We start from the raw sequence: 23,360 nt of genomic DNA on the forward strand, positions 1-23,360 counted from the left end.
GGGTTTCAGGGGCAAGGCAAGCAGTAGCCAATCAGCAATAAAGGCGCCAGACTGCGTCTGCGAAGTTTTCTTCCAATTTTGCAACGGGCAAGACGATGCTGCCGGTGCGACCAAGGGATGGAGATGGTCATGTCGAGCCAGGACGCTTTCGATGCCGCCTTCGACCGGTTAGTGGCGCTAGCGGAGGCCAGGGGTCTGGCGCGTGTCGCCCGGTCGACGAGCTATGGCACCCCTGCCCTCAAAGTCGAGGACCGAACCTTCGTGCGGCTGCTCGACGAAGAGACCATCGTTCTGCAGTGTCCCCTCGAACAGAAGGTGCTGCTGATGGAGATTTCTCCGGCAATCTATTTCGAGACCGACCACTATGTCGGCTATGACGCGGTGCTGGTGCGGCTGGCAGCCATCGACGACGAAGAACTGAGCCTGCGGCTGGAAGATGCCTGGCAGTTCAAGGCACCAATGGGCCGGAAACCGCCCGAGAAGAAGGACACCTAGCCGATGACAAGCACGACTCATCTGACCTGCGCCTGCGGGAAGCTCGAAATTGTTGTTACCGGCGAGCCCTTCATCACCACGGAATGTCACTGCAACAGTTGCCGTGACGCGGGTGAGCGCATGGCAAAGCTCCCTTTGGCGAGGCCCATGATGGAGGAGAACGGGGGTACGCGTTTCGTGCTCTATCGCAAGGACCGATCCGAAATCACCAGGGGCAAGGACCTGCTGCGTGGCTATCGGCTGAGTTCGACGGCCCCGACGCGCCGCGTAGTCGCGGCATGCTGCAACAGCCCGCTCTTTCTCGAATTCAAGGGCGGGCACTGGCTCAGCCTCTATTCGAGCCTCTGGCCGGAAGGACAGGCGCCAAAACCAGAAATCCGGACTGTCACAGGCGACCGCGGCGCGGATGTCGTGCTGGACAACGCGATTCCGTCCGGCACCTGGCAGACCATGGGTTTTTACGGGAAGCTCCTCACGGCCTGGATCGCCATGGGTTTCAAGGTGCCCAATATCGAGATCAAGGAAGAAGCGGTGATCTGAGGCCCAGAAAACAAAAAAGCCGCCCGCAGGCAGCTTTTTGTTTCTCCCCCGGAGGGAGAATGGTGCGGTCGAGAAGACTCGAACTTCCACGCCTCGCGGCACAGCGACCTCAACGCTGCGCGTCTACCAATTCCGCCACGACCGCACATCTGTGGTAGAAGCTTCAATCGCCGAAGCGCCTGAAGCGAGTGGGGATGTAGCAAAGGACTTGGCGAACCTCAAGCACCTAAATCGAGATTTCTTTCAAGCCTGTGGAGAGACGCAAAAAATCAGCCGTGCTTGTAGACCTTTTCCGTGACGAGCACGCGAAGCTGCCCATCCTCGACATTCACTTCGCCGCGGGCGATGAGCGTATGGTTGGCATAGATGGAGAGCGGATCGTTCTCGCCCTGCTCCAATTCGATCACAGCACCGCGACCCATGCGCAACAGGTGGTGGATCGGCATGGTGGTTGCACCGAGTTCAACGGTGATATCGACTTCAATATTGTCGAGGGTGTTCATAAATAAGGGTCTTATGACAGGGCCGCTCGCGGAATGCCGGGGGCTTCGTGAATTAAGGATTGCTCAGGCTTGGTTATGGAAGTCTTAACAACGGCCAATGAGGCGTGCCAAATTCGTTCGAAATTGCATCGAGCCGATCGGAAACCGGTCGATTGGGTGCAGTTCGAAGGGCTCATGGACTACGAGAGCACGCTCGCCGCGATGGAGAATCGCGCGGCTCTCGTTGCCGCAGGTGAAGCGCCCGAGGCGGTGTGGCTGCTCGAGCATCCACCGCTCTATACGGGCGGCACGTCGGCGCAGCCTGAAGACCTCATCGATCCACGCTTTCCCGTCTACCCGGCAGGACGCGGCGGACAATATACCTATCATGGCCCTGGCCAGCGCGTGGCCTATGTCATGCTCGACCTGACCCAGCGCGGGCGTGATATCCGCTGTCTCGTGAAAGGGCTGGAGCAGTGGGTGATCGACACGCTTGAGGCGCACAATATCAAGGGGAGAGCGGCGCGAGGGTCGCGTCGGGGTGTGGGTGCAGCGGCCTGACAAGGGCTTTGGGCGCGAGGACAAGATCGCGGCCATCGGCGTGCGGGTGCGCAAGTGGGTGACCTTCCACGGCATTTCGCTCAATGTGGACCCGGATCTCGGGCACTATGATGGGATCGTGCCCTGCGGCATTACCGATCAGGGCGTGACCAGCTTTGAAGATCTGGGGCAGCTCGTTTCCATGGCGGAGGTCGATTCCGTGATGCGCAGCACGTTCGAGACCATTTTCGGCCCCACTACCTATGCGTCCGCTGCACTTGCCAGCGTCGCATGAGCCTCTAATTCTGAGCAAATCCCGAATCGAGGAGCCCGGCATGACCACGGACGACCTGAAACGCCTTCTCACCCGCCAGACGCTGTTCCGGCTCGACGCCATCCTGTCGCCCCGCCTCGTGCCGATTCTCTATGCGCTGGGCCTGGCTTCCATCCTGCTCTGGGCCGTCAGCCATTTCTTCTTCCGCTTCGGCAGCAGTTTTGGCGATGGGCTCTGGGGCCTGCTTGAAATTGCCGTGTTCGGGCTTGCCGGCATTGTAGCGCTGCGCATCGGCTGCGAAGCGTTGCTGGTTTGGTTCAAAGCTCATGAAGCGGCCGGGGAAACCGTCAACCGTTCGCGCTATTCGGCTTCGCTGCTCGACGAAGTGCGCGACGCTATTCGCGACCTTGCCGAGCATGGCGAGGAAACGGACTATGCCGAGGCTGATGAGTATTACACCCCTGCGACCGAGCCACCGCCGCAGATCACGCCCGAAGGCGACAGCGTGAGGCGCGAGCCCTCCAGCACGGCGGGTGAGCCCTTCAAGCCAAAGCGGACCGCAAAACGGACGCCGCCGACTTCGCCAATCACCTGAAACAAAAAGGCCGCCCGGATCACTCCAGGCGGCCTTTTTGTTACTCGGTGAGCAATCAGCTCTTGTTGACGCTCCAGGCGCCCGGACCGGCAAAGATCAGGTAGAGGAAGACGAAGCAGAACAGGATTGCTGCGTCGCCGCCATTGTTGGCGGGGAAGAAATTGACCGGGGCGTGCGCCATCCAATAGGCGACGGCCATGGTGCCGGAGGCGAGGAACGCGGCAGGACGGGTGAAGAAACCGATGGCGATCAGCACGCCAGTGACGATTTCGATCAGGCCGGAAATCCAGAAGATCGAGAAGGCGGGCGGTGCGAATTCGGCAGCGGGGAAGCCCAGGAGCTTCTGCGTGCCATGGGCGAGGAACAGCAGGGCAGTCATGATGCGCAGCACGGCGAGGGCCTGCGGCGCGTAGGCGGAGAGACGATCGGACATTTAAACACTCCCGTGTGCGGCGCCGAACTGACGCCAGAAGGAGACGCCTAACTCAGACTTCCGGTTCCAAAAAGTGAACATTTGGTAACGCACTGTTCGCTGTTTGTGATGTTCAAGAGTGCGTGTCCACCGCCTGGCGAAGGTCTGCCAAGCCCCGCGCGAGGGTCAGTCACATTGCGTAACCGTCAAACTTTCTGTATGACGCGCCATCCAACGCAATTCCGGACCTTCGCACGCGCATGACTCAGGCGCCCAAAATCGGTTTAGTCAGCCTCGGCTGCCCCAAGGCGCTCGTCGACAGCGAACGCATCATGACGACCCTGCGCGCGCAGGGCTATTCGTTCAGTCGCGACTATGCCGGCGCCGATATCGTGCTGGTCAATACCTGTGGTTTCCTCGACAGCGCCAAGAAGGAAAGCCTTGAGGCGATCGGCGAAGCGCTCAACGAAAACGGTCGCGTGATCGTTACCGGTTGCCTCGGCGTAGAAGAAAGCATGATCCGCGAGACGCACCCGAACGTGCTCGCGATCACCGGCCCACATCAGTATGAAGACGTCGTCTCGGCCGTGCATGACCACCTGCCGCCGGTGCCGAACAAGTTTGTCGACCTCGTGCCGGAGAGCGGGCTGAAGCTGACGCCGCGGCACTATGCCTATTTGAAGATTTCCGAAGGCTGCAACAATCGCTGCTCGTTCTGCATCATTCCGCAGATCCGTGGCGATCTGGCATCGCGCCCGGCCGCCGGCATTCTCTCCGAAGCCGAAGGGCTGATCCGTTCGGGCGCCAAGGAACTGCTGGTGATCTCGCAGGACACCAGCGCGTACGGTCTCGACCTCAAGTATGCGACCTCGAAGTATCGTGGCCGCGATGTGAAGGCGAAGTTCTACGACCTCGCCAAGGAACTGGGCGAGCTGGGTGCCTGGGTGCGTCTGCACTATGTCTACCCCTACCCCCATGTCGATCCGGTGATGGAACTGATGGCCGAAGGCCTCGTCCTGCCCTACCTCGACATTCCGTTCCAGCATGCTTCGCCGAATGTGCTCAAGGCCATGCGCCGCCCGGCACATCAGGAAAAGACGCTCAATCGCATTCTCGACTGGAAGCGCCAGGTTCCTGACCTGACCGTTCGCTCCAACTTCATCGTCGGCTTCCCGGGCGAGACCGAGGAAGATTTCGAAATGCTGCTCGATTTCATCGAGGAAGCCGAAATCGACCGTGCCGGCTGCTTCAAGTATGAGCCCGTCACCGGCGCCACCGCCAATGAACTCGAAGGCGTCGTGCCCGACGAGGTCAAGGAAGAGCGCTTTGCCCAGCTGATGGAAGTGGCGCAGAACGTCTCGTTCCACCAGCTGCAGAAGAAGGTCGGCCGGACCATCGACGTGATCGTCGATGACGTGCAACCCGAGCAGAACCGCGCCATCGCCCGCTCCAAGTGGGATGCGCCTGAGATCGACGGCCAGGTGATCGTCGACAATGCCACCGGCATCAAGATCGGCGATATCGTCTCGGTCACCGTGACCGACAACGACGAATACGATCTCTTCGCCGAGCCGGCGAAGGCCTGATCCACCGCGACCTCCACAACATCCCCGCGAAAGCGGGGATTCTTTGCGTGACGTCATGGAACTGAGCACAGCGACGAGCGGCGGGACAAAGTCCCGTTGGGGAACGGCCGGCGGCGTTGCGGCCGTGTTCATCTGGTCGATGACGGCGCCGATCGTCGCTTCCGCTGTTGGTGTTGATCCGTTCCTCTATGTCGGGCTCGGCGATGGCGTCGGCGCGCTGGTGTTCATCGCCATGTGGATTCTGCGCCGCCAGAATCCGCTGCCCGAGCTCAGGACGGTTCCCGTCTGGCTCTATGCGCTGGGTGTCATCGGCATTGGTGGCCACAACCTGACCTGGGTGGCCGCGCTGCAGCAGGCGCCACCGCTCGAGGCGACGCTGATCATCTATACCTGGCCGCTGCTGGTGGTCATTCTCACCACCATCTCGCTGGGACAGCGGTTCCGCTGGTTCCACGCGGTTGCGGGTGTCTTGGGGCTAGCGGGTATTGTCACGCTGCTGCTCGGCAAAGGGCTCTCCGTCGGAGGCTTCCACCTGATGCCGGGGCATTTCTGGGCCGTCATTTCGGCGGTCACCTGGGCAGTGTTTTCGGCCATGGCGGCGCGCTATCCGGCGAGCAGCAGCAATTTCCTTGGCGTCATCTTCGGTGCGAGTGCCCTCATCAACGGTGCGGTCTGGCTCTTCGCCCTTGGGGCGCCGCCGGCGCCGGTTTCGAGCGTCCTCATCGTGGCGTCGGCCTCGATCTTCTTCGCGCTGGCCTATGCGATGTGGGATTTTGGGATGAAGCAGGGCAATGCGCAGCTGATCGGCGTGGTCAGTTTTCTCACCCCGGTGTTGACGGCAGTCTATCTCGTTGCGCTCGGGATCGCCGATCTGACGCCCTATCTCGTGCTGTCGCTGCTGCTGGTGGTTTCAGGCATCGGCGTTGCCAAATATGGCGAGAAGCTGCGTCCTGGGGCCTGAGGCGCCGAAACAAAATCGCGCCTTAGCGGCGGGGAGCGCAACGGCTTTCCCCTGCTTTCCCAGCCTGTAAATTAGTCATCCGAGCCAATCATTTAGCGCTTTACGACCAAAAAGCGACGTCGCATCACCTGTGACCAATGCCTTCGCTTTCACGGAAATAGCGTCACAATGAACAAGCTTCTCCTGTCTGCCGTTGCGGCGCTCGCTCTTGCCAGCGGCCCGGTTCTGGCCCAGCCCACCGACATTCTCAACGCCTCCTACGACATCGCTCGCGAACTGTTCGAAGCCGAGAACGCTGCCTATGCGGCGACCGGTGCGACCGTGACGATCAACCAGTCGCATGCCGGCTCCTCGGCCCAGGCCCGCGCCGTTCTGGAAGGCCTGCAGGCCGACGTCGTCACCTTCAACCAGGTGACTGACGTGCAGAAGCTGGTCGAAGGCGGTTACGTCTCGGAAGACTGGACCAGCGACTTCCCGAACAATGCCGCACCCTTCTATTCCTTCCCGTCCTTCCTCGTGCGTTCGGGCAATCCCAAGGCCATCAAGGATTGGGGCGATCTCGCCGCTGAAGGCGTGCAGGTGATCTTCCCGAACCCCAAGACTTCGGGCAACGGCCGCTACACCTATCTCGCCGCCCGCGCCTGGGCGACCGAGGCCTATGCCGGCGACGAAGCCAAGATCGAGGAATTCCTCACCAAGCTTTTCGCCAACGTTCCGGTCTTCGAAACCGGCGGCCGCGCCGCTACCACTGCCTTCACCGAGCGCCAGCTGGGCGACGTTCTGGTGACTTTCGAGGCCGAAACCCTGGCCGTGGTGAAGCAGCTTGGCGCCGACAAGTATGAAGCCGTCGTTCCCTCGGTCAGCTTCCTGTCAGAATTCCCGGTGGCGGTCGTCGACAAGGTCGTCGATGCCCGCGGCAGCCGTGATCTCGCCAAGGCCTATCTTGATTTCCTCTTCACGCCAGAAGGCCAGGAAGTGGCTGCTGCCAACTTCCACCGCCCGCAGGACGCAACTGTTGCCGCAGCCCACGCCGCGACCTTCCCGGAAATCCGTCTCGTGACCGTCGAAGACGCCTTTGGCGGCTGGGACAAGGTTGCGGCCGACCACTTCGCTGACGGTGGCCTGCTCGACAAGGTTTTCGTGAACCAGTAACGGCCCCGGCCAAACCAGTTTTTGCGGCGCGACTTCGGTCGCGCCGTATCGTATTTCGAGGAACGCATGGCACAGCATCGCAGCAAACACCTGCTGCCCGGTTTCGGGCTGTCCATGGGCATTTCGCTGTTCTATCTCACGCTCATCATCCTGCTGCCGCTCGCTGCCATGTTGCTCAAGGTTGCGGGCATGGGCTTTCCCGAGTTCTGGCGGATCGTCAGCTCGAACCGGGCGCTGGCGGCCTATCGGGTGACATTCAGCTCGGCCTTCATTGCCACGATCATCAACGGCGTGGTCGGGCTGCTGCTGGCCTGGGTGCTTACGCGCTACCGCTTTCCGGGGCGGCGGATTCTCGATGCGCTGGTCGATCTGCCTTTTGCCTTGCCGACAGCGGTGGCGGGGCTCGTGCTGGTGACACTCTTTGCTGATACCGGCTGGTATGGGCAGTTCCTTGAGCCCAATGGCATCAAGGTCAACTACACCCAGCTTGGCATCATCGCTGCCATGACTTTTACCTCCATTCCCTTCGTGGTGCGGGCCGTGCAGCCGGTGCTGGAAGAGGTCGATGTGGACTTCGAAAGCGTGGCTACGACGCTGGGCGCTTCGCGCTGGCAGGTTTTCACGCGGATCATCTGGCCGACCATCCTGCCCGCGTTCATTGGCGGCTGCGTGCTCTCCTTTGCGCGCTCGCTGGGCGAGTTTGGCGCCGTCGTTTTCATCGCCGGCAACCTGCCGGGGCTGACGGAAATCGTCTCGCTGCTGATCTTCATCCGGCTCGAAGAGTACAATTATGAAGGCGCGGCGGCGCTTGCCTTCGTGCTGCTGGTGGTGGCCTTCCTGACGCTGATCGCCACTAACCTGCTCGCCGCCTGGCAGGTACGCTATGTCGAGAGGCAGACCTGATGAGCCTCTCGGCCCAGCGCAGTATCGGCGCAAATGTCCTTATCGGGCTTTCCTTTGTCTTTGTGGCCCTCGCACTGGTCGTGCCTCTGGCGCTGATCTTCAGCTTCGCGCTGCGCGAAGGTCTCGGCGCCTATTTCGACGCCATCCTGAAGCCCGATACGCTGCATGCGATCTTTCTTACGGTGATCACCGCGGTAATCGTCGTGCCGATCAACATGGTGGTTGGCGCGGCGCTGGCGTGGCTCGTGACTCGCTTCAAGTTTCGCGGGCAACAATTGCTGGTCGCGATTATCGAGCTGCCGGCCGCCGTCAGCCCTATCGTGGCGGGCATTGTCTACCTGTTTCTCTATGGCAATCAGGGGCTGTTGGGGCCGCTGCTGCAATCGATCGGGTTGCAGATCATGTTCACCCCGCTCGCCATCGTGCTGGTCAGCCTCTTCGTGACGGCGCCGTATGTGGCACGCGAATTGGTGCCGCTGATGCGGCAGCAGGGGACGGATGACGAGGAAGCGGCTCTGTCGCTGGGCGCCAATGGCTGGCAGATGTTTTTGCGCGTCACGCTGCCCAATATCCGCTGGGGACTCGTCTACGGCGCTGTGCTGACCAATGCGCGCGTGATGGGCGAATTCGGCGCCGTTTCGGTGGTTTCCGGTTCGATCCGCGGGCAAACCAATACCTTGCCGCTGCAGATCAACCTGCTCTTCAACGATTTCAATATCGCCGGCTCCTTCGCGGCCGCCTCGACGCTGGCGCTGATCGCGGTGATCACGCTGGTGCTGAAATCAATGCTTGAGAGCTGGGAACGCCGCTAGCGGCTTTGACGCTGGTTCTGATAGGTTTTGAGGACAGACGCGGAGCGGCGCGCGCTGCCCGGCAAGAATACGCTTGAGCCGAAGCCTTGGCGCCCCTAAGCGAGGGGCAGGATTTGCAATGCACACGACTCATATCGTTCCCCTGCCCCATCGCCCTGCCCTGGAACTGGGCCCGCGCCCGCTCATCATGGGCATCCTCAACGTCACGCCGGACAGCTTTTCGGATGGCGGGCTGCACAACACGCTCGACCAGGCAGTGACCCATGCCCGCGCCATGCTGGACGAAGGTGCAGATATCATCGACATCGGTGGCGAAAGCACGCGGCCGGGCTCGGAAACCGTGGCGGTGCAGGAGGAGTTGGATCGCGTCATCCCTGTGATTGATGCGCTGCGCGGCGCTGGGATCACGGCGCCGATTTCCATCGACACGTACAAGCCGCTGGTGGCCGACCAAGCCATTCAGGCCGGGGCCGATATCATCAATGATGTCTATGGGTTGCAGGGGCCGCCAGAGATGGCGGAGGTGGCTGCGCTTTATGGCGCGCCGGTGATCGCCATGCACTGGGACAAGAGCTGGGACGCGCAGACGCTGCCGCTGCCGGCGATGGTCGACTATTTTGCGAGGACGCTTGCCATTGCTGATGCAGCGGGGCTGGCGCGGACACAGCTGATCCTCGATCCGGGCTTCGGGTTTTCCAAGACGCTGGCGCAGAATTATCAGATCCTGCGGCTGCTGCCGGAGCTGGTGGAGGCCTATCCCGAGCATGTCGTGCTCGTTGGCACATCGCGAAAATCGATGATCGGCAAGCTGTTGAACAATGAACCGGGCGAGCGGCTGCCGGGGACAATTGCCACCACCGTGCAGGGCTATGAGCGCGGCGGGCATATCTTTCGCGTGCATGACGTTGCCGCCAATCGCGATGCCTTGCGCGTGGCGCAGGCGACTCTTTACGGCCCCTAAATCTTAGGACCATCTCAATGACCGCACCTTTTACGGGCGACCGCATCATTCTTCGCGATCTCGGCTTTTACGGCTTCCATGGCTTCTTTGCCGAAGAGGAGCGGCTGGGCCAGCGCTTTTTCGTTGATCTCGAATGTGGGGTCGACCTGACCGCGCCGGGCGAGACCGACGCCATCGGGCACACGGTTTCCTATGCCGACATCTACGATGTGGTGAAAGCGACCTTTGAAGGCCAGCGGACCAAGCTGATCGAGGCACTGGGGCAGAACATCGTCACGGCGCTGTTCGCGCGTTTTGACGATATCAACTGGATCATCATCCGCATTCGCAAGCCCGAGGCCCCCATCGCCATGGTACGGGGCGAAGCGGCGGTCGAACTGCATCGCGTGAGGCCGGCGTGATGGCGAAGGCGTGGCTTAGTCTTGGCGCCAATATCGGCGATCCGCCGGCGCAGCTCGCCGAAGCCATTCGGCTGCTCGATGCGCATCCGAATATTGAAGTGGTCAAGCAATCGTCGGTGATTGCGACAAAGCCCTGGGGTAAGACCGATCAGCCGGATTTCGCCAATATGGCGGCCGAGGTCGAGACCGATCTCGAGCCTATCGACCTGCTGCATGTGGCGCTCGATACCGAGCGCGAAATGGGGCGGGTGCGGCACGAGGTTTGGGGACCGCGGCTGATCGATGTCGATATCATCGCCTATGAACGGGTGGAGATGCAGACGGGGCGGCTGACCCTGCCCCATCCGCACGCGCATGCGCGCGATTTTGTGCTGGTGCCGCTGCGCGAGATTTCGCCCGAGACGGCGGAGTGGATCGCGACGCGGGCTTAGGCCCGCAGCGCGTCCACGACAGCAACGGCAGTGTCGAATTCCACGCGGCGCTTGGCGCGGCGGGTCATGGCTTCTTCGTCTTCGCCCCAGAGGCGAATCTGGTGGTCTTCATCGACATGGGCGGCGGTCCAGACCTGCTCGGCGCTAAGCAGCTGATGCAGCAGGGCGATGGCGAGGAGGCCGGAACCGGTGATGCCGGTGATGGAGACGAGAGCCGTCAGCGAGAGAAGCCCCTGCCGTTCGAGCGCAGTGTCGAGCTTGGTCAGCGTCGCGACCGGCTGGGGCTGGTGGATGATGCCGATAGTGGGCTGGAAGGCAACGTCGAAATGGCGGGCCAGCGTCACCAATGCGCCATCCCAGTGCAGTTCCTGGTCGTCGACCAGTTCCTGCGGGGTATCGGCGCGGTAGAGCAGCAGGTCGTTGCCGGCGAATTTGCCGATCTCGGCGCGGAAGGCCGGGACGTTTTCGTCGCCGCTTTCGACTGCTGAGTTGATCAGGCGCACCATGGGCATGGTGGTGGGGTCGATGTACTTTTCCTGCGCAGCCCATTCGCCGGCCATGGCCTGGGCGATGGAGAGCGCGGGGACGATCACAGGCAGCTTGCGGCCCGGCGTGCGGGTCTGCTTGCCGTCGAGCGTAACGGCATAGCCGCCTTCGACGCGGGCGACGTCGACTTCCTTGTAGAAGCGCTTGGGCAGTTCGACCTGATTGATGTGTTGCGCCTGACCGTAGCCAAACTCCTGATTTTTCAGGGCATCTTCCAGCTGATCGCGCATGTCAGTGTTCCAGTACTTTCTTGATGGCGAGAGGCAGGGCGGCATAGGTGTCGACCAGCAGATCCGCGCCGGCAGCAAGCAATTCATGGGGATCGTGGTGGCCCCAGGTGACGCCGATAGCCTTGGTGCCGGCGGACTTTCCCATCTCGATATCAAAGGTGGTGTCGCCGATGATGACAGTGTCACGGGCTTCGGCGCCCGTCTCGGCCATGGCGCGGAGCATCATGCCGGGATGGGGTTTTGACGGGTTATGATCCGGCGTCTGCAAGGTGACAAAGTGCCCGGCGATACCGTGGAGCTGGGTCAGGCGATGGACGCCATTGAGGCCCTTGCCGGTGGCGATGCCGAGCAGGGTATCGGGCCAGGTGGCAAGGAAATCGAGGGCTTCGCGGGCGCCGGGAAAGAGGCCTTCGCGGCCTTCGGCCTGCACAAGCGAGGCGCGGTAGCGGCTGCGGTAGTCGTCGGCCAGCTTTTCGGCCAGCGGAGTTACTTCGGTGCCGAGCAAGGTGGCGATGGCGACCGGTAGCGACAGGCCGATGACACGGCGCGATTGCGCCGTGGTCGGAGGTGTCAAACCGGCGGCCTCAAAAGTCGTGGTCATGTGTTCGACGATCAGGGCCTCTGTGTCGATCAGCGTCCCGTCCATGTCGAACATGATCAGCTTCATGCATTGTCCTCAGGGTCGGTATCCTGCACGTCGAAGCGTTCAGCATCGAAGCCCAGGGCATCCCAGCTTTCGCGCATGTGCGGCGGCAAAGGCGCTGAAATATCAAGGCGTTTGCCATTGCGCAGCGGCAGGGCAATGCGGCGGGCGTGGAGGTGTAGGCCCTCGCCGAGGCCGGGTGCCGGCATCCAGTTTTCGATGTTGAAGTAGCGGGGGTCGCCGATGATCGGCGTGCCGAGCTGGGCCATGTGGACGCGGAGCTGATGCGTGCGGCCGGTGACGGGCTTCAGCGTAACCCACGCAAAGCGGCGGCTGGCGGTGTCGGTGGTCGAATAGTAGCTCGACGAGTGGACCGCGCCGGGGGCACCGTTTTTCACCACGACCATCTGCTCGCCATCTTCGGTGGCGCGCTTGGCGAGGAAGCAGGAGATTTCGCCCTGGCGCGGCGTAGGATTGCCGGCGACGAGGGCCCAGTAGATCTTGCGGGCCGAGCGCGACATGAAGACCTTGCCGAAATGCGTTGCCGCAGCGGCGGTCTTGGCGACGACGAGACAGCCGGAGGTATCGCGGTCGAGGCGGTGCACGAGGCGCGGGGCTTCGCCGAGCTTGTTGGGCAGGCTCTTAAGAAGGCCATCGAGGTGGCGCACGGTGCCGCTACCGCCCTGCACGGCAAGGCCGTGGGGCTTGTTGAAGACGTAGAGATCATCATCCTCATAGAGGATTACGTCCTTGAGAAATCTCGCATCTTCCTGATTGACCTTGACCGGGCGAACGGTGCCGGGATCATCGACGGGCGGAATGCGGATGGCCTGGCCCGCGGCAAGGCGCGTGCTGGTCTCGACCTTGGCTTTGTCGACGCGCACTTCGCCATTGCGGATAAGCTTTTGCAGGCGACCGAAACCGACCTGCGGGAAATGCCGGGCAAACCAGCGATCGAGACGCATGCCGTCTTCGTCTGCTGTGACTTCCCGATGTTGAACGCCACTCATGCGGGGCTGCCTCTGGTTATCAAAAGGCCGAGATATAGGCCTATGAGACAAACTACAACTGACAAGGCGACATAGGTGACCGCCTGAATGAGTTCGCCGCGTTCTATCAGCACGATTGTGTCGAGGGAGAAGGAGGAGAAAGTGGTGAAGCCGCCGAAAATTCCGACGGCGACAAAGAGCCTTAGCTCCTCCTGATTGGCGGGGAGAAGTTTTGCCATGAAGCCGACGAAAAGGCCCATGGCTATGGAGCCGATGATGTTGATGAGGAGTGTCGCGAGCGGAAACGTCGTTGGCCAGAGGCGGGCGACAAGAACGGCGAAGCCGTAGCGGGCCATGGCACCCAGGGCGCCGCCGGCACCGACGAGGAGGAAGCCGTTCATGGCTGGTCCGATCTGAGGCAAGAATAGCACGACGACGGGGACACGGGGATTACTCGTCCAAGCCATTGCGATTGCGGGACTTTTCGGCGCGAAGGCGGGCGAAATAGTCCATGCGCTTCTTCAGATCGCGTTCGAAACCGCGCTCTACGGGGTGATAAAACTGTTGTCTGCCAAGCTTTTCCGGGAAGTACTCCTGGCCGGAGAAGGCGTCGGGAACGTCGTGGTCGTATTGGTAGCCGTCGCCATAGCCTTCACCCTTCATGAGCTTGGTGGGGGCGTTGAGGATGACCATGGGCGGCATGGGCGAACCGGTTGATTTCGCTAGTGAAATCGCGGCCTTGAAGGCGGTGTAGACGGCGTTCGATTTTGGTGCGAGGGCGAGATAGACGACGACTTGCGCGAGCGAGAGTTCGCCTTCGGGGGAGCCGAGCATCTGGTAGGCGTCGCGGCCGGCGATGGCGAGGGGGAGAGCTTGCGGATCGGCGTTGCCGATGTCCTCGGAAGCCATACGAATCAAGCGTCTAGCAAGGAAAAGCGGGTCTTCGCCGGCGTCGATCATGCGGGCGAAATAGTAGAGCGCCGCGTCGGGATCAGAGCCGCGGATGGTTTTGTGCAGGGCCGAAATCAGGTTGTAGTGGCCGTCCTGCGCCTTGTCGTAAATCGGCGCTCTGCGCTGCACTACGGTTAGCAGACTGTTAGCATCGAGCGTCTCATCGGAGCGGGCAGATGCCAAAATCTCTTCGACGAGGCCCAAAAGGGCGCGACCGTCGCCATCGGCAAGGCCGAGGAGTGTCGCTCGCGCTTCGTCGGTGAGGGGCAGCGAGGAGCCGAGGAGGGTTTCGGCGCGCTGGAGGAGCAGTTCGAGATCGGGCTGGACGAGCGACTCGAAACGCAGGACCTGACTGCGGGACAAAAGCGCGGCGTTGAGCTCGAAGGATGGGTTTTCGGTGGTGGCGCCGACGAGGACGACGGTGCCGTCTTCCATGACCGGCAGGAAGCTATCCTGCTGGGCGCGGTTGAAGCGATGGATCTCGTCGACGAAGAGAAGGGTGCGGTGACCGGAGAGGCGTTCGAAGCGGGCTTTCTCGAAGACCTTCTTGAGGTCGGCGACGCCGGAGAAAATGGCCGATATTTGCTCGAAGCGGAAGCCGATCTGGTCGGCGAGGAGACGCGCCACGGTGGTCTTGCCGGTGCCGGGTGGGCCCCAGAGAATGAGCGAGCCGAGGCGGCCGGAGGCGAGCATGCGGGTGAGCGTGCCGTCGGGGCCGAGGAGATGGGTCTGGCCGATCACTTCATCGAGGGCGCGCGGGCGCAACTGGTCCGCAAGCGGACGGGCCTTGTCGGTTTCGTTGGGATCGGCGGCGAAGAGATCGGACATGGGGGCTCAATAGCAAATTGTGCGGCGCGTCGCACCCGCTTCGTGACGGTTCAGTTGCCGTTCAGCGGGCGGAGGATAGTTGCCGCATCGCGCTGTTGCCATGGGTCGGGCGACGGGTTCAACTGTGCCTGGAGAAGAGGGATTGCACATGCTTGGTCGTTTGGTTGCCGCTGTGGCGCTGGTTTGTCTGTCGGGGTCGGTTGTGATGGCGCAGGAGGATGCGGGGGGAGCGCCGGGGCCGTTTGTGCTTGAGGGGGAGAGTTTTGAACTCGCATGGACGAGCCACCCGACGGACACGTTCTACAAGCAGGAATATGTGCCCGCGGGGCAGAGCGTGGAAGCCTATGAGCAGATGTTCATGGTGGATGTGCTGGCCAATGGGATTTCGGTGCGGGACGCGGCCGGGACCATGGTCGATGGGCTTAAGCAGCGGCAGGCGAGTGATCCGGTGGTGAATTTTGCGCTGATAGAAAATGAGATGACGGGGGAGATCATTCTGGATTTTCTGCTGAGCGATGACAGCAGCGGGAGGGTGATCGTGGAGTGGAATGCGTATCGATACGTGCCGCTGGAGGATGGGGTGGCGATGTTTGGGATCAGCCGGCGGGGGTATGACGAGGGGGCGAGTGAGTTGCTGAGGGGATTGAAGGGCTGGCGGATGGGGACGATTGAGGCGCTGGCGGTGATGGAATTGCCGGAAGTGGTGGTGGAGTAAGGGCTGAGGATTCAGTGGGTTGGGGCCTTGGATTGAGAGATTGATTCAGAGCGTGCGGCCCCACCCCCTCCCGTCCTCCCCCATCTAGGGGGAGGTGTCGCATCGCGCGTGGTGCACAATCCTGCCCGAGCCACTGTCCCTTCACCTCCCCCTAGATGGGGGAGGCCGGGAGGGGGGGCACCCACTGGCTTTCAAACAGAGATTCCAGCTTTCGCGGGAATGACACGGTGGGTGTGGGGAGCGCTGCGCCATCGGCCGTCATCCTCGGGCTTGACCCGAGGAGACTTCACTTGCGGGAAGTGTAGAGCCCTCGGGTCAAGCCCGAGGGTGACGACTTTCGGGGACGATGCGCGCCGGCCTATCCGCTGACGATGGCCCTGCTCACCCGACCATCCCGCTGCAAAATAATCTGCCACGTCCTGACCCGCTGCGATGCTGTGGTGCTGAACGTCTGGGCGTCTTTGATGTCGGTGTCGTTGAGCTGGAGGATCACGTCGTCCACCTGGAGGCCCATGGCTTCGGCGGGGGAGTTGGGGGCTATGGCGGTGATGAGGACGCCAGTGGCGTCGTAGGGGAGGTTTTTGCTCTCTGACAAAGCCGGGTCGAGCTGGCGGACGGTGACGCCGGAGAAGCGGGAGTCGGCCGAGATGGTGGCGATGGCGCTGTCGGCTGGTGCCGGGGCGGCTTCGACGGGGAAGTCGAGCGTGTCCGTTGCGGTGCCGCGCAGGCGTTCTAGCTTGGTTGTTTGGCCGATCGGTTTTGTCGCGAGGCGGAAGTTGAAGGCGCTGGGGTCGTCTATGCGCTGGCCGTCGACCGAGAGGATAACGTCGCCGGACTGGAAGCCGGCGCGGGCAGCGGGGCCATTGGGGGCGACGTCGGTGATGAGGGCGCCGTGGGGGGCGTCCATGCCGAGGCTGTTGGCGATGTCGGAATCGACGGCCTGCATTTTGGCGCCGAACCAGGGGCGGACGATTTCGCCACCATTGACGCCGGCATCGGCGACGAGCTTGGCCATGTTGGCGGGAATGGCGAAGCCAATGCCGACGGAGCCGCCGGTTTGGGAATAGATGGCGGTGTTGATGCCGACCAGACGCCCCTGCATGTCGACCAAGGCGCCGCCGGAATTGCCGGGATTGATGGCGGCATCGGTCTGGATGAAGAATTCGTAGTCGGAGCTTTCAACGCCGGTGCGGGCGAGAGCGGAGACGATGCCTGAGGTGACAGTCTGGCCGACACCGAAGGGATTGCCGATGGCGAGGACGAGATCGCCCACGAGTAGCGCGTCGCTATCGGCGAAGGTGATGGCCGGGAAGGTGACGCCGCGGGTGTCGCGGACGCGAAGGACGGCGAGATCGGTCTGCTTGTCTTCGACGACGACATCCACGGCGAACTCACGGCCGTCGCTCAAAGCGATGCGGACGTCGGTGGCGCCGTTGATGACGTGGGAATTGGTGAGGATCACCCCTGCCCCATCGACCACGACGCCGGAACCCAGCGAGCGGGATTCGCGCGGGCGGGTCTGAAAGTATTGATCGCCGAAGAAGCGGGAAAAGAAGGGGTCATTGGCGAAAGGCGACGTGGCCTGGGATTCGATGCGGGTGGCATAGACATTGACCACCGAAGGCGAGACGGCCTGGACGATGGGGGCGAAGCTGAGCTGAACCTGCGGCTGACTGGTGGGCACGGTTCGCGTCGCGGCGGCGAGCGGGGGCGCTTCGGCCTGCGTCTGAGCTGTTTGAACCTGAGCCTGCCCCGGTGCGTTCCAAGGGGAGAAGGCCAGTGTGCCGCCGATGGCGATGACCGCTACGGCGAGACCCGAAAAGACGAGCGTTCGCAGAGACATGGGTAAACCTTTGGCTACGGGAATCCGGTCATTTGACCGTCCGAATGCGACGCGAGCAGAACGCCCGGAATCTGTCATGAAAATGACGTTCGAACATTGTTGTTTCCATGGGCAAATAAACGTTTGCGCGAGGGGGCACACGGCCCTATATGCAGCGCTCAATTTCGCGTCGTTTACGAACCGGAAAGATCTAGACGCCGCGAGTTTCCTTCCCTCTCCAGCCCCGAAAGGCCTGTTGTCCAATGACTGACGAGCCGAAGACCGTTTACGCCAATACCTCCGCGCTGATCGCGGCAGAGGCGCCGGACTTTCCCTCCTTCCTCTTCTCTGAGAAGGAGTTCCATAGGGCCGTGAAGGTTTTCAAGAAGGGCTTTGACGGCCTGCTCACCTATGCGGTGAAGTGCAATCCGTCGCCGCACATCATTGCGCAGCTGCACAAGGAAGGCCTCAAGGCGTTCGACGTGGCTTCGAACACCGAAATGGAACTGGTGCGCGACTATGCGCCCGGCGCCGTGATGCACTACAACAACCCGATCAAGAACAAGCGCGAGATCGAGCGCGCTTACGAAGAGTTCGGCGTTCGCTCGTTCACCATCGACCACCCGCAGCAGCTCGACCAGCTCGCCGCCGTGGTTTCGCCGTCACGTGACGTCGAGGTTACCACTCGTTTCAAGGCCGGCAAGGCGCTGAAGTCTTATGACTTCGGCATCAAGTTTGGCGTGATGGAACAGGGTGCGGCCGAAATCGTGCAGGCCGTGGAAAAGATGGGCTATACGCCCAGCCTTTGCTTCCACGTCGGTTCGCAGTGCGAAGACGCTTATGCCTATGAGCGCCACATCGCTGCGGCGGCACGTATCGTCGAAGAGAGCGGCATCGAACTCAAGCGCCTCAATATCGGTGGTGGCTATCCGGCCCCCTACCCGACCAGCGAAGCGCCGCCGATGGACTATTACTTCGAGACCATCTCGCAGGCCGTTACCGACCACTTTGGCGACAAGAACAGGCCGGAGCTGATCATCGAGCCGGGCCGTGCGCTCGTGACCTCGTCGACCTCGCTGCTGCTGCGCGTGAAGCATCAGCGCGGCGGGCAGTCGGTTTATGTCAATGACGGCGCCTACGGCTCGCTGATGGAAGTGAAGTTCATGCACTTCACCCCGCCGGTGCGCGTGTGGCGCGGTCCGCGCGTGCACGACAATAACCAGGAATTCTCGGAGTTCACCATCTGGGGTCCGACTTGCGACAGCTATGACGTGCTGCCGCAGGTGTTCACCCTGCCGGCCGATATCGATGAAGACGACTGGATCGAATTCGGCCTGATGGGAGCGTACACGCAGGCTTCGCTGACGCCGTTCAACGGGTTTGATCGTCGCGATCAGTATTGGGTAGACGAGGTTTACACCGGCAAGGATATGGCGCCGGCCGAGTGAGGGTTTTTGCCTCCTGAATGATTGGGCCCGTCCTGGTGAGAGCTGGGGCGGGTCTTTTGTTTTTTAGGGACTGGGCGACGAAGAAACTTGTTCGCCGGTCACACCGATGTGTCCACTTGCACTACGACGGGCATCGCCTAAATAGTCGGTTACCATTTGTAACCATTGAGCCTGCCATGACCGATTATGGGCACGAGCTGAAGTTCGGCACTTTTATCACGCCGAGCGCGCAGCAAGCCGATGACGTGGTCGCCCTGGCGCAGCTGACTGAGGCTGCGGGGCTAGACCTCGCCACGTTTCAAGACCATCCCTATCAGAGCAATTTCCTCGACGCGTGGACATTGCTGAGCTTTGTGGCGGCCAAGACCGAGCGCATCAGCCTTGCCGGCAATGTGCTGAACCTGCCGCTGCGGCAGCCCGCCGTTTTGGCGCGGGCGGTGGCGAGCCTTGACCTCCTCTCGCATGGGCGCGCGGAGCTGGGGCTGGGCGCCGGCGCCTTCTGGGACGGCATCAAGGGCATGGGCGGCGAGGAATTGACGCCGGGCCAGGCCGTGGATGCGTTGGAAGAGGCGATCGATGTCATTCGCGGCATCTGGGATGCCGGGAAATCGGGCGGCGTGCGGGTTGATGGGAAGTATCACAGGGCGGCCGGCGCGCGGCGTGGGCCCCTGCCCGCGCATGGCGTCAGCATCTGGCTCGGGGCGCTAAAGCCGCGCATGCTAAAACTGATCGGGCGGAAGGCGGACGGCTGGCTGCCGTCGATGAGCTACATCAAATCGCCCACGATTGCAGAGAGCAATGCGATCATTGATGCGGCAGCGATTGAGGCTGGGCGTGATCCGCGGGAAATCCGGCGGCTGATCAATGTCGGCGGGCGGTTGGCGACGCCAGAGGATGTCGAGGCGCTGGTCGAGCAATTGACTACGCTGGCGCTCGAGCATGGGTTTTCGACCTTTATCCTGCCGGCCGATGCGCCTGGAGCGATCGAGACTTTCGGCAAGGAGGTCGCGCCGGCGGTGCGGGCGCGGGTCGAGACGGCGCGGAAGGCCGCGGGGACACGGACCGGCCCGGTGCGGAGTGCACGGGCGCTGGCGGCGCGGCGCGATGGGATCGACTATGATGGCGTGCCGGCGGCGTTGGGGCAGCGCGTGGTTGAGCCGGGCGATCATGATTTTTCAAAACATCGCTCGACCTATATTCACAAGGGCAATCCGGGGCTGGTTCTGCGGCCTACGACGGTTGAAGAGGTGCAGGAGGCTATCACCTATGCCGCGCGGCAGGATGTGCCGCTGGCGGTGCGGAGCGGCGGGCATGGCATATCGGGGCGGTCGACCAATGATGGTGGGCTGGTGCTCGATGTGGGGCAGCTCAATTCGATCCGGCTGATGGACGAGAAGACGGGGCTGTTCCGGGTTGGGCCGGGGGCGCGCTGGGGCGAAGTGGCCACGGCGCTGGCGCCGCATGGGCTGGGCATGAGTTCGGGCGATTATGGCGATGTGGGCGTGGGTGGTCTCGCGACGGCCGGCGGGATCGGGTATTTCGCGCGAAAGCATGGGCTGACGCTTGATCATGTGCAGGCGGCCGAGGTGGTGTTGGCCGATGGCTCGTTCGTGCGGGCGGATCGGGAGAACCACGCCGATCTCTTCTGGGCGCTGCGTGGCGCGGGCGGCAATTTTGGCGTGGTGACGGCGCTGGAACTGGATGCCTATCCGGTCGGGAATGTCGTCTTTGCGCAGCTCACTTATGATCTTTCGGATGCAGAGAGCGTTTTGCCGCGATGGGCGGAGACGGTGATCGCGGCGCCGCGGGAGCTGACGAGTTTTCTGACCATGGTACCGGGACGTTCGGGCAGCGGGCCGATTGCGCAGGCGAGCGTTGTCATCATGAGCGATGATCCGAAGGTGGCGGAGCCCATGTTGCAGCCGTTCCTGCAGGTCGGGCCGATGCTGGGGAGCCAGGCCTATATCATTCCCTATACGGCGCTGGTGGAGAGCCACTTCTCGGGGCATGACGGGGCTGGCGGGCTGGTGTCGCGGGCGGGGCTGGTGACTGGTCTGACGCCGGCTTTGGCCGAGGGGATGGCGGAGCTGCTGGCGGCGGGCGCGACCAATATGATGCAACTGCGGGCCGTGGGTGGGGCGGTGAACGATGTGGGGGCCGATGAGACGGCCTACGCGCATCGGCACCAGAACTTCTCGCTCAATGCGGGCGCTTATGGCGATGCAATGGCGCGGCGGCTGGATGCGATCTGGCCCTCGGTGTCGAAGGAGCTGGATGGGCTCTATCTCAATTTCGAGACGGGGACCGAGCCGCACTTGCTTGAAAAAGGCATTTCCGGGCAAAACGCTCGCCCGCCTGCGGCAGCTCAAGGCCAAGTACGATCCCGGCGGGCTGTTCAATTCGAATTTCCCCATTCCGCCGGCTTCCGAAGAGGCCGCTGCCTAGGAGCGACGATCATGGACGATCTGCCGGAACTTTCCACTTTGGGCCGGCGGATCATGATCGTGGGGCCCACCAATGCGGGGAAATCCACGCTGGCGGTGGCGATCGGGGCAAAGCTCGGGATTCCGGCGCAGCACGTGGACCTGTTTCGGCATGCGCCGAGGACGGATTGGGTGCAGCGGCCGGATGAGGAGTTCGAGGCGCTGCATGAAGCAGCGATTGCCGAGCCGGAATGGGTGATGGACGGGAATTACTCCGCCATCATGCCAGCGCGATTGCAGCGGGCGACGGGGATCATTTCGCTCGATGATGCGCTCTGGCGGCGGTATTGGCGCTATTTCCGGCGGACGCTGGGAGTACGGCGGGCCGGGGCGCTGGAGGGCAATCGGGATTCTATCAAGTGGGCGATGATCCACTGGCTCTGGCATACCCGCCGCTCGGGCGCGAAATTGCGGGCCATGGCCGAGGGCACCGGGTTGCCGGTGGCCGTGTGTCGGAACGAGCGCGAGCTGGACCGGCTCTATCGGGCCTGGGGGCTTACTTTGCCTTTGGCTTGATGAGGTTGAAGCGGATCAGGCTTTCGGCGGCGCTGAGGACGGCTTCTTCTGCGGTGTGATAGGCGCGGCCGAGGAGCTTTTCGCCCTTTCGGCCGTCAAAGTGCTTTTGGTTGCCGATGTCGTTGATGATCTGGCGGACGGGACCGCCCATCAGGGCGAGGATGCGCATTAGCCAGTCGGGGACGGTTTTGAGGGTCACCGGGTACTCGGGATAGGCCTTGCGGAGGATCGTCGCGACGTCCTCAAAACTTTGATAGGGGCCGGTGCAGAGGTAGCGCTGGCCGATGCTCTCCGGGTTCTTCAGAGCGGCGAGGTGCATGGCGGCGACGTCGCGGACGTCGCTGATGGCAAAGCCTATGCGGGGCATGGCGGGGGTGGAGCCGTCGAGGAGACCGCCCACGAGGCCGAGGGAAATACTGGTTTCCGGGTCGCTGGCGGGGCCGAGGATGGCGCCGGGGTGGACGGTGGTCAGCTGCATGCCCTGGCCATTGGCGAAGGCCCAGGCGGCCTGCTCGGCGCGGGTCTTGCCGATGCAATAGGCCCAGGGGCGGCGCATCTTGGTCAGGTCGGTGAAATCGGTCTCGGTATAGGTGCGCGGGCCGGCTTCATGGCCGTGGCCATAGCCGACGGTGGCGATGGAGGAGGTCATGATGATGCGGCGGACGCCTTCGGCGCGGGCGAAGCGCAGGATGCGCTCGGTGCCTTCGACGGCGGGGCGGATGACAGTGGACGGGTCCTTGGGTTCTTCGGCTGATATGACCGTCGCGACATGCATGACTGCCTGCACGTCTTCCATGGCATAGGCCCAGCCGGCATCGTCGAGCAGGTCGGCTTCGACGATTTCCAGGCGATCTTCGGTGCCCGGCGCGAGGAGGTCCATGGCGGCCTGAATCGAGGTCAGCTTGCGGCGGTTGCGCACTGTGCCACGGACGCGAAAACCGGCGCGCAGGAGTTCGCCAATGACGTGCTTGGCCACGAAGCCTGAGGCTCCGGTGACGAGGATGCGGTCCATGAATCTACCCCAACTAGACTGCCCTGCCCTACACGCTCAGGCAGACTCGCGGAAGCGGCATTTGGTTTGTCCGGGGGACATTGGAAAAGGCGGCGACAAGAAAATGGGATAAATTAGTCTGAGTTCCGTCGCACCACTCGTCTAGGTGTGACGGCGGGAATGGCCTGCCGGTTTCGAGAGGAGACTAAAATGCAATTCCTGGTCGCAATTCACCTGCCTGACGACTACGACCCGTCCAAGGAAGACGCGGGCCTGATCAAGGATATTTCCGATCTCAATGAGGAGATGATCGCCAAGGGGGTGCGGGTTTTCGTTGGGGGCCTGCAGACGGCGACGCGCGCAAAGACGATCCGGGCGCGGAACAATGGTGGCATGGTGGTTACCGATGGTCCGTTCGTCGAGGCCAAGGAGCATGTCGGCGGGTTCTGGGTGCTCAAATGCGCGAGCGAAGAAGAGGCGCTTGAGTGGGGGAAGAAGGCGACGGTGGCATGCCGGGCGCCGGTGGAGGTGCGGCAGTTTATGCAGGTGCCGCCGGAGAGGTTGAAGGCTCGGGCGGAGGCTGAGGCGCGGGCGGGGCAATAAGATACTCCCACCCTCATTCCCTCCCCACAAGGGGGAGGGAGGCGCCGAGG

The 23,360-nt window shown here is 62.4% G+C and carries 24 protein-coding genes, 1 tRNA gene and 2 pseudogenes; 17 read left to right on the forward strand and 10 right to left on the reverse strand.

Annotated elements, in window-relative coordinates; all coding sequences use genetic code 11:
- The first annotated feature begins 129 nt into the window (after window positions 1–129).
- Together NVV77_RS20625 and NVV77_RS20630 are read left to right on the forward strand one after the other, a co-directional pair.
- Window positions 130–495, forward strand: a complete 366-nt coding sequence (locus tag NVV77_RS20625) for a hypothetical protein (protein WP_295416375.1) — start codon at window positions 130–132, stop codon at window positions 493–495.
- A gap of 147 nt (window positions 496–642) precedes the next feature.
- The gene (locus NVV77_RS20630) at window positions 643–1,035 is read left to right on the forward strand and encodes a hypothetical protein (protein ID WP_295416378.1); all 393 of its coding nucleotides are present in this window, start codon (window positions 643–645) and stop codon (window positions 1,033–1,035) included.
- A 60-nt stretch (window positions 1,036–1,095) separates the two neighbouring features.
- Here NVV77_RS20630 and NVV77_RS20635 read toward each other — a convergent pair.
- Window positions 1,096–1,180 (reverse strand) — tRNA-Leu (locus tag NVV77_RS20635).
- A gap of 124 nt (window positions 1,181–1,304) precedes the next feature.
- Window positions 1,305–1,538 carry a FliM/FliN family flagellar motor switch protein gene (locus NVV77_RS20640; protein WP_056308177.1) on the reverse strand — a complete coding sequence of 78 codons (234 nt, stop codon included), beginning with the start codon at window positions 1,536–1,538 and terminating at the stop codon, window positions 1,305–1,307.
- 174 nt (window positions 1,539–1,712) lie between these two features.
- Between NVV77_RS20640 and lipB the strand changes: the two are divergent.
- Window positions 1,713–2,352 (forward strand): annotated as a pseudogene (gene lipB, locus NVV77_RS20645) (lipoyl(octanoyl) transferase LipB).
- Window positions 2,353–2,392: 40 nt separating this feature from the next.
- Window positions 2,393–2,926, forward strand: a complete 534-nt coding sequence (locus NVV77_RS20650) for a DUF4282 domain-containing protein (RefSeq protein ID WP_295416383.1) — start codon at window positions 2,393–2,395, stop codon at window positions 2,924–2,926.
- Window positions 2,927–2,981: 55 nt separating this feature from the next.
- Here the strand turns inward: NVV77_RS20650 and NVV77_RS20655 are convergent, their stop codons facing one another.
- Window positions 2,982–3,359 carry a DoxX family protein gene (locus tag NVV77_RS20655; protein ID WP_295416385.1) on the reverse strand — a complete coding sequence of 126 codons (378 nt, stop codon included), beginning with the start codon at window positions 3,357–3,359 and terminating at the stop codon, window positions 2,982–2,984.
- 239 nt (window positions 3,360–3,598) lie between these two features.
- Here NVV77_RS20655 and rimO point away from each other — a divergent pair, with 239 nt between their 5' ends.
- The 8 genes from rimO to folK all read left to right on the forward strand — a co-directional run bounded on the left by rimO (window position 3,599) and on the right by folK (window position 10,545).
- Window positions 3,599–4,924, forward strand: a complete 1,326-nt coding sequence (gene rimO / locus NVV77_RS20660) for a 30S ribosomal protein S12 methylthiotransferase RimO (RefSeq protein ID WP_295416388.1) — start codon at window positions 3,599–3,601, stop codon at window positions 4,922–4,924.
- 55 nt (window positions 4,925–4,979) lie between these two features.
- On the forward strand, window positions 4,980–5,885 hold the full coding sequence (locus tag NVV77_RS20665) for a DMT family transporter (protein WP_295416390.1): 906 nt from the start codon (window positions 4,980–4,982) through the stop codon (window positions 5,883–5,885).
- Window positions 5,886–6,053: 168 nt separating this feature from the next.
- Entirely contained in the window at window positions 6,054–7,037 is a 984-nt protein-coding gene (locus NVV77_RS20670; protein ID WP_295416393.1) for a sulfate ABC transporter substrate-binding protein, read from the forward strand.
- A 66-nt stretch (window positions 7,038–7,103) separates the two neighbouring features.
- Complete coding sequence (gene cysT / locus NVV77_RS20675; RefSeq protein ID WP_295416396.1) at window positions 7,104–7,940, forward strand: sulfate ABC transporter permease subunit CysT; 837 nt, start codon at window positions 7,104–7,106, stop codon at window positions 7,938–7,940.
- Window positions 7,940–8,752, forward strand: a complete 813-nt coding sequence (gene cysW, locus NVV77_RS20680) for a sulfate ABC transporter permease subunit CysW (protein WP_295416399.1) — start codon at window positions 7,940–7,942, stop codon at window positions 8,750–8,752. Before cysT ends, cysW begins: the two co-directional genes overlap by 1 nt.
- A 118-nt stretch (window positions 8,753–8,870) precedes the next feature.
- Complete coding sequence (gene folP / locus NVV77_RS20685; RefSeq protein WP_295416401.1) at window positions 8,871–9,713, forward strand: dihydropteroate synthase; 843 nt, start codon at window positions 8,871–8,873, stop codon at window positions 9,711–9,713.
- 17 nt (window positions 9,714–9,730) lie between these two features.
- The gene (folB, locus tag NVV77_RS20690) at window positions 9,731–10,114 is read left to right on the forward strand and encodes a dihydroneopterin aldolase (RefSeq protein WP_295416403.1); all 384 of its coding nucleotides are present in this window, start codon (window positions 9,731–9,733) and stop codon (window positions 10,112–10,114) included.
- A complete protein-coding gene (folK, locus tag NVV77_RS20695; RefSeq protein WP_295416471.1) occupies window positions 10,114–10,545 on the forward strand; it encodes a 2-amino-4-hydroxy-6-hydroxymethyldihydropteridine diphosphokinase in 432 nt (143 codons plus the stop codon). Before folB ends, folK begins: the two co-directional genes overlap by 1 nt.
- Here folK and NVV77_RS20700 read toward each other — a convergent pair.
- Genes NVV77_RS20700 through NVV77_RS20720 form a run of 5 tightly spaced genes read right to left on the reverse strand, consistent with a single transcriptional unit; the run spans window position 10,542 to window position 14,732 of the window.
- Window positions 10,542–11,321 carry an ATP12 family chaperone protein gene (locus NVV77_RS20700; RefSeq protein ID WP_295416405.1) on the reverse strand — a complete coding sequence of 260 codons (780 nt, stop codon included), beginning with the start codon at window positions 11,319–11,321 and terminating at the stop codon, window positions 10,542–10,544. The genes folK and NVV77_RS20700 overlap by 4 nt on opposite strands.
- 1 nt (window position 11,322) lies before the next feature.
- The gene (locus NVV77_RS20705) at window positions 11,323–11,988 is read right to left on the reverse strand and encodes an HAD-IA family hydrolase (protein ID WP_295416408.1); all 666 of its coding nucleotides are present in this window, start codon (window positions 11,986–11,988) and stop codon (window positions 11,323–11,325) included.
- On the reverse strand, window positions 11,985–12,974 hold the full coding sequence (locus NVV77_RS20710) for an RluA family pseudouridine synthase (protein WP_295416410.1): 990 nt from the start codon (window positions 12,972–12,974) through the stop codon (window positions 11,985–11,987). The genes NVV77_RS20705 and NVV77_RS20710 overlap by 4 nt, the downstream gene beginning before the upstream one ends.
- Window positions 12,971–13,354, reverse strand: coding sequence for a fluoride efflux transporter CrcB (gene crcB / locus NVV77_RS20715; RefSeq protein WP_295416412.1), 384 nt, complete (start codon window positions 13,352–13,354; stop codon window positions 12,971–12,973). The genes NVV77_RS20710 and crcB overlap by 4 nt, the downstream gene beginning before the upstream one ends.
- Window positions 13,355–13,403: 49 nt before the next feature.
- The gene (locus NVV77_RS20720) at window positions 13,404–14,732 is read right to left on the reverse strand and encodes a replication-associated recombination protein A (protein ID WP_295416415.1); all 1,329 of its coding nucleotides are present in this window, start codon (window positions 14,730–14,732) and stop codon (window positions 13,404–13,406) included.
- A gap of 148 nt (window positions 14,733–14,880) precedes the next feature.
- Here NVV77_RS20720 and NVV77_RS20725 point away from each other — a divergent pair, with 148 nt between their 5' ends.
- Window positions 14,881–15,447 carry a hypothetical protein gene (locus NVV77_RS20725; protein WP_295416418.1) on the forward strand — a complete coding sequence of 189 codons (567 nt, stop codon included), beginning with the start codon at window positions 14,881–14,883 and terminating at the stop codon, window positions 15,445–15,447.
- A gap of 358 nt (window positions 15,448–15,805) precedes the next feature.
- Here NVV77_RS20725 and NVV77_RS20730 read toward each other — a convergent pair whose 3' ends face one another.
- Window positions 15,806–17,290 (reverse strand): Do family serine endopeptidase, encoded by a 1,485-nt coding sequence (locus NVV77_RS20730; protein WP_295416420.1) that lies wholly within the window; start codon window positions 17,288–17,290, stop codon window positions 15,806–15,808.
- A 242-nt stretch (window positions 17,291–17,532) separates the two neighbouring features.
- Here NVV77_RS20730 and NVV77_RS20735 point away from each other — a divergent pair, with 242 nt between their 5' ends.
- The 3 genes and pseudogenes from NVV77_RS20735 to NVV77_RS20745 all read left to right on the forward strand — a co-directional run bounded on the left by NVV77_RS20735 (window position 17,533) and on the right by NVV77_RS20745 (window position 21,162).
- Window positions 17,533–18,717 carry a hypothetical protein gene (locus tag NVV77_RS20735; protein WP_295416423.1) on the forward strand — a complete coding sequence of 395 codons (1,185 nt, stop codon included), beginning with the start codon at window positions 17,533–17,535 and terminating at the stop codon, window positions 18,715–18,717.
- Window positions 18,718–18,893: 176 nt separating this feature from the next.
- Window positions 18,894–20,276, forward strand: a pseudogene (locus NVV77_RS20740) (LLM class flavin-dependent oxidoreductase); the annotation flags it as partial.
- Window positions 20,277–20,991: 715 nt separating this feature from the next.
- Window positions 20,992–21,162: a BBE domain-containing protein gene (locus NVV77_RS20745; RefSeq protein ID WP_295416473.1), complete on the forward strand. Its 171-nt coding sequence runs from the start codon at window positions 20,992–20,994 to the stop codon at window positions 21,160–21,162.
- Window positions 21,163–21,696: 534 nt separating this feature from the next.
- Here the strand turns inward: NVV77_RS20745 and NVV77_RS20750 are convergent.
- Window positions 21,697–22,728, reverse strand: a complete 1,032-nt coding sequence (locus tag NVV77_RS20750; RefSeq protein WP_295416425.1) for an NAD-dependent epimerase/dehydratase family protein — start codon at window positions 22,726–22,728, stop codon at window positions 21,697–21,699.
- Between the two features lie 189 nt (window positions 22,729–22,917).
- On the opposite strand from NVV77_RS20750, the gene NVV77_RS20755 reads away from it, so the two are divergent.
- Window positions 22,918–23,310 carry a YciI family protein gene (locus NVV77_RS20755; protein ID WP_295416427.1) on the forward strand — a complete coding sequence of 131 codons (393 nt, stop codon included), beginning with the start codon at window positions 22,918–22,920 and terminating at the stop codon, window positions 23,308–23,310.
- Window positions 23,311–23,360 lie beyond the last annotated feature (50 nt).

This window comes from Devosia sp., from assembly GCF_024707125.1.
Classification (GTDB): domain Bacteria; phylum Pseudomonadota; class Alphaproteobacteria; order Rhizobiales; family Devosiaceae; genus Devosia.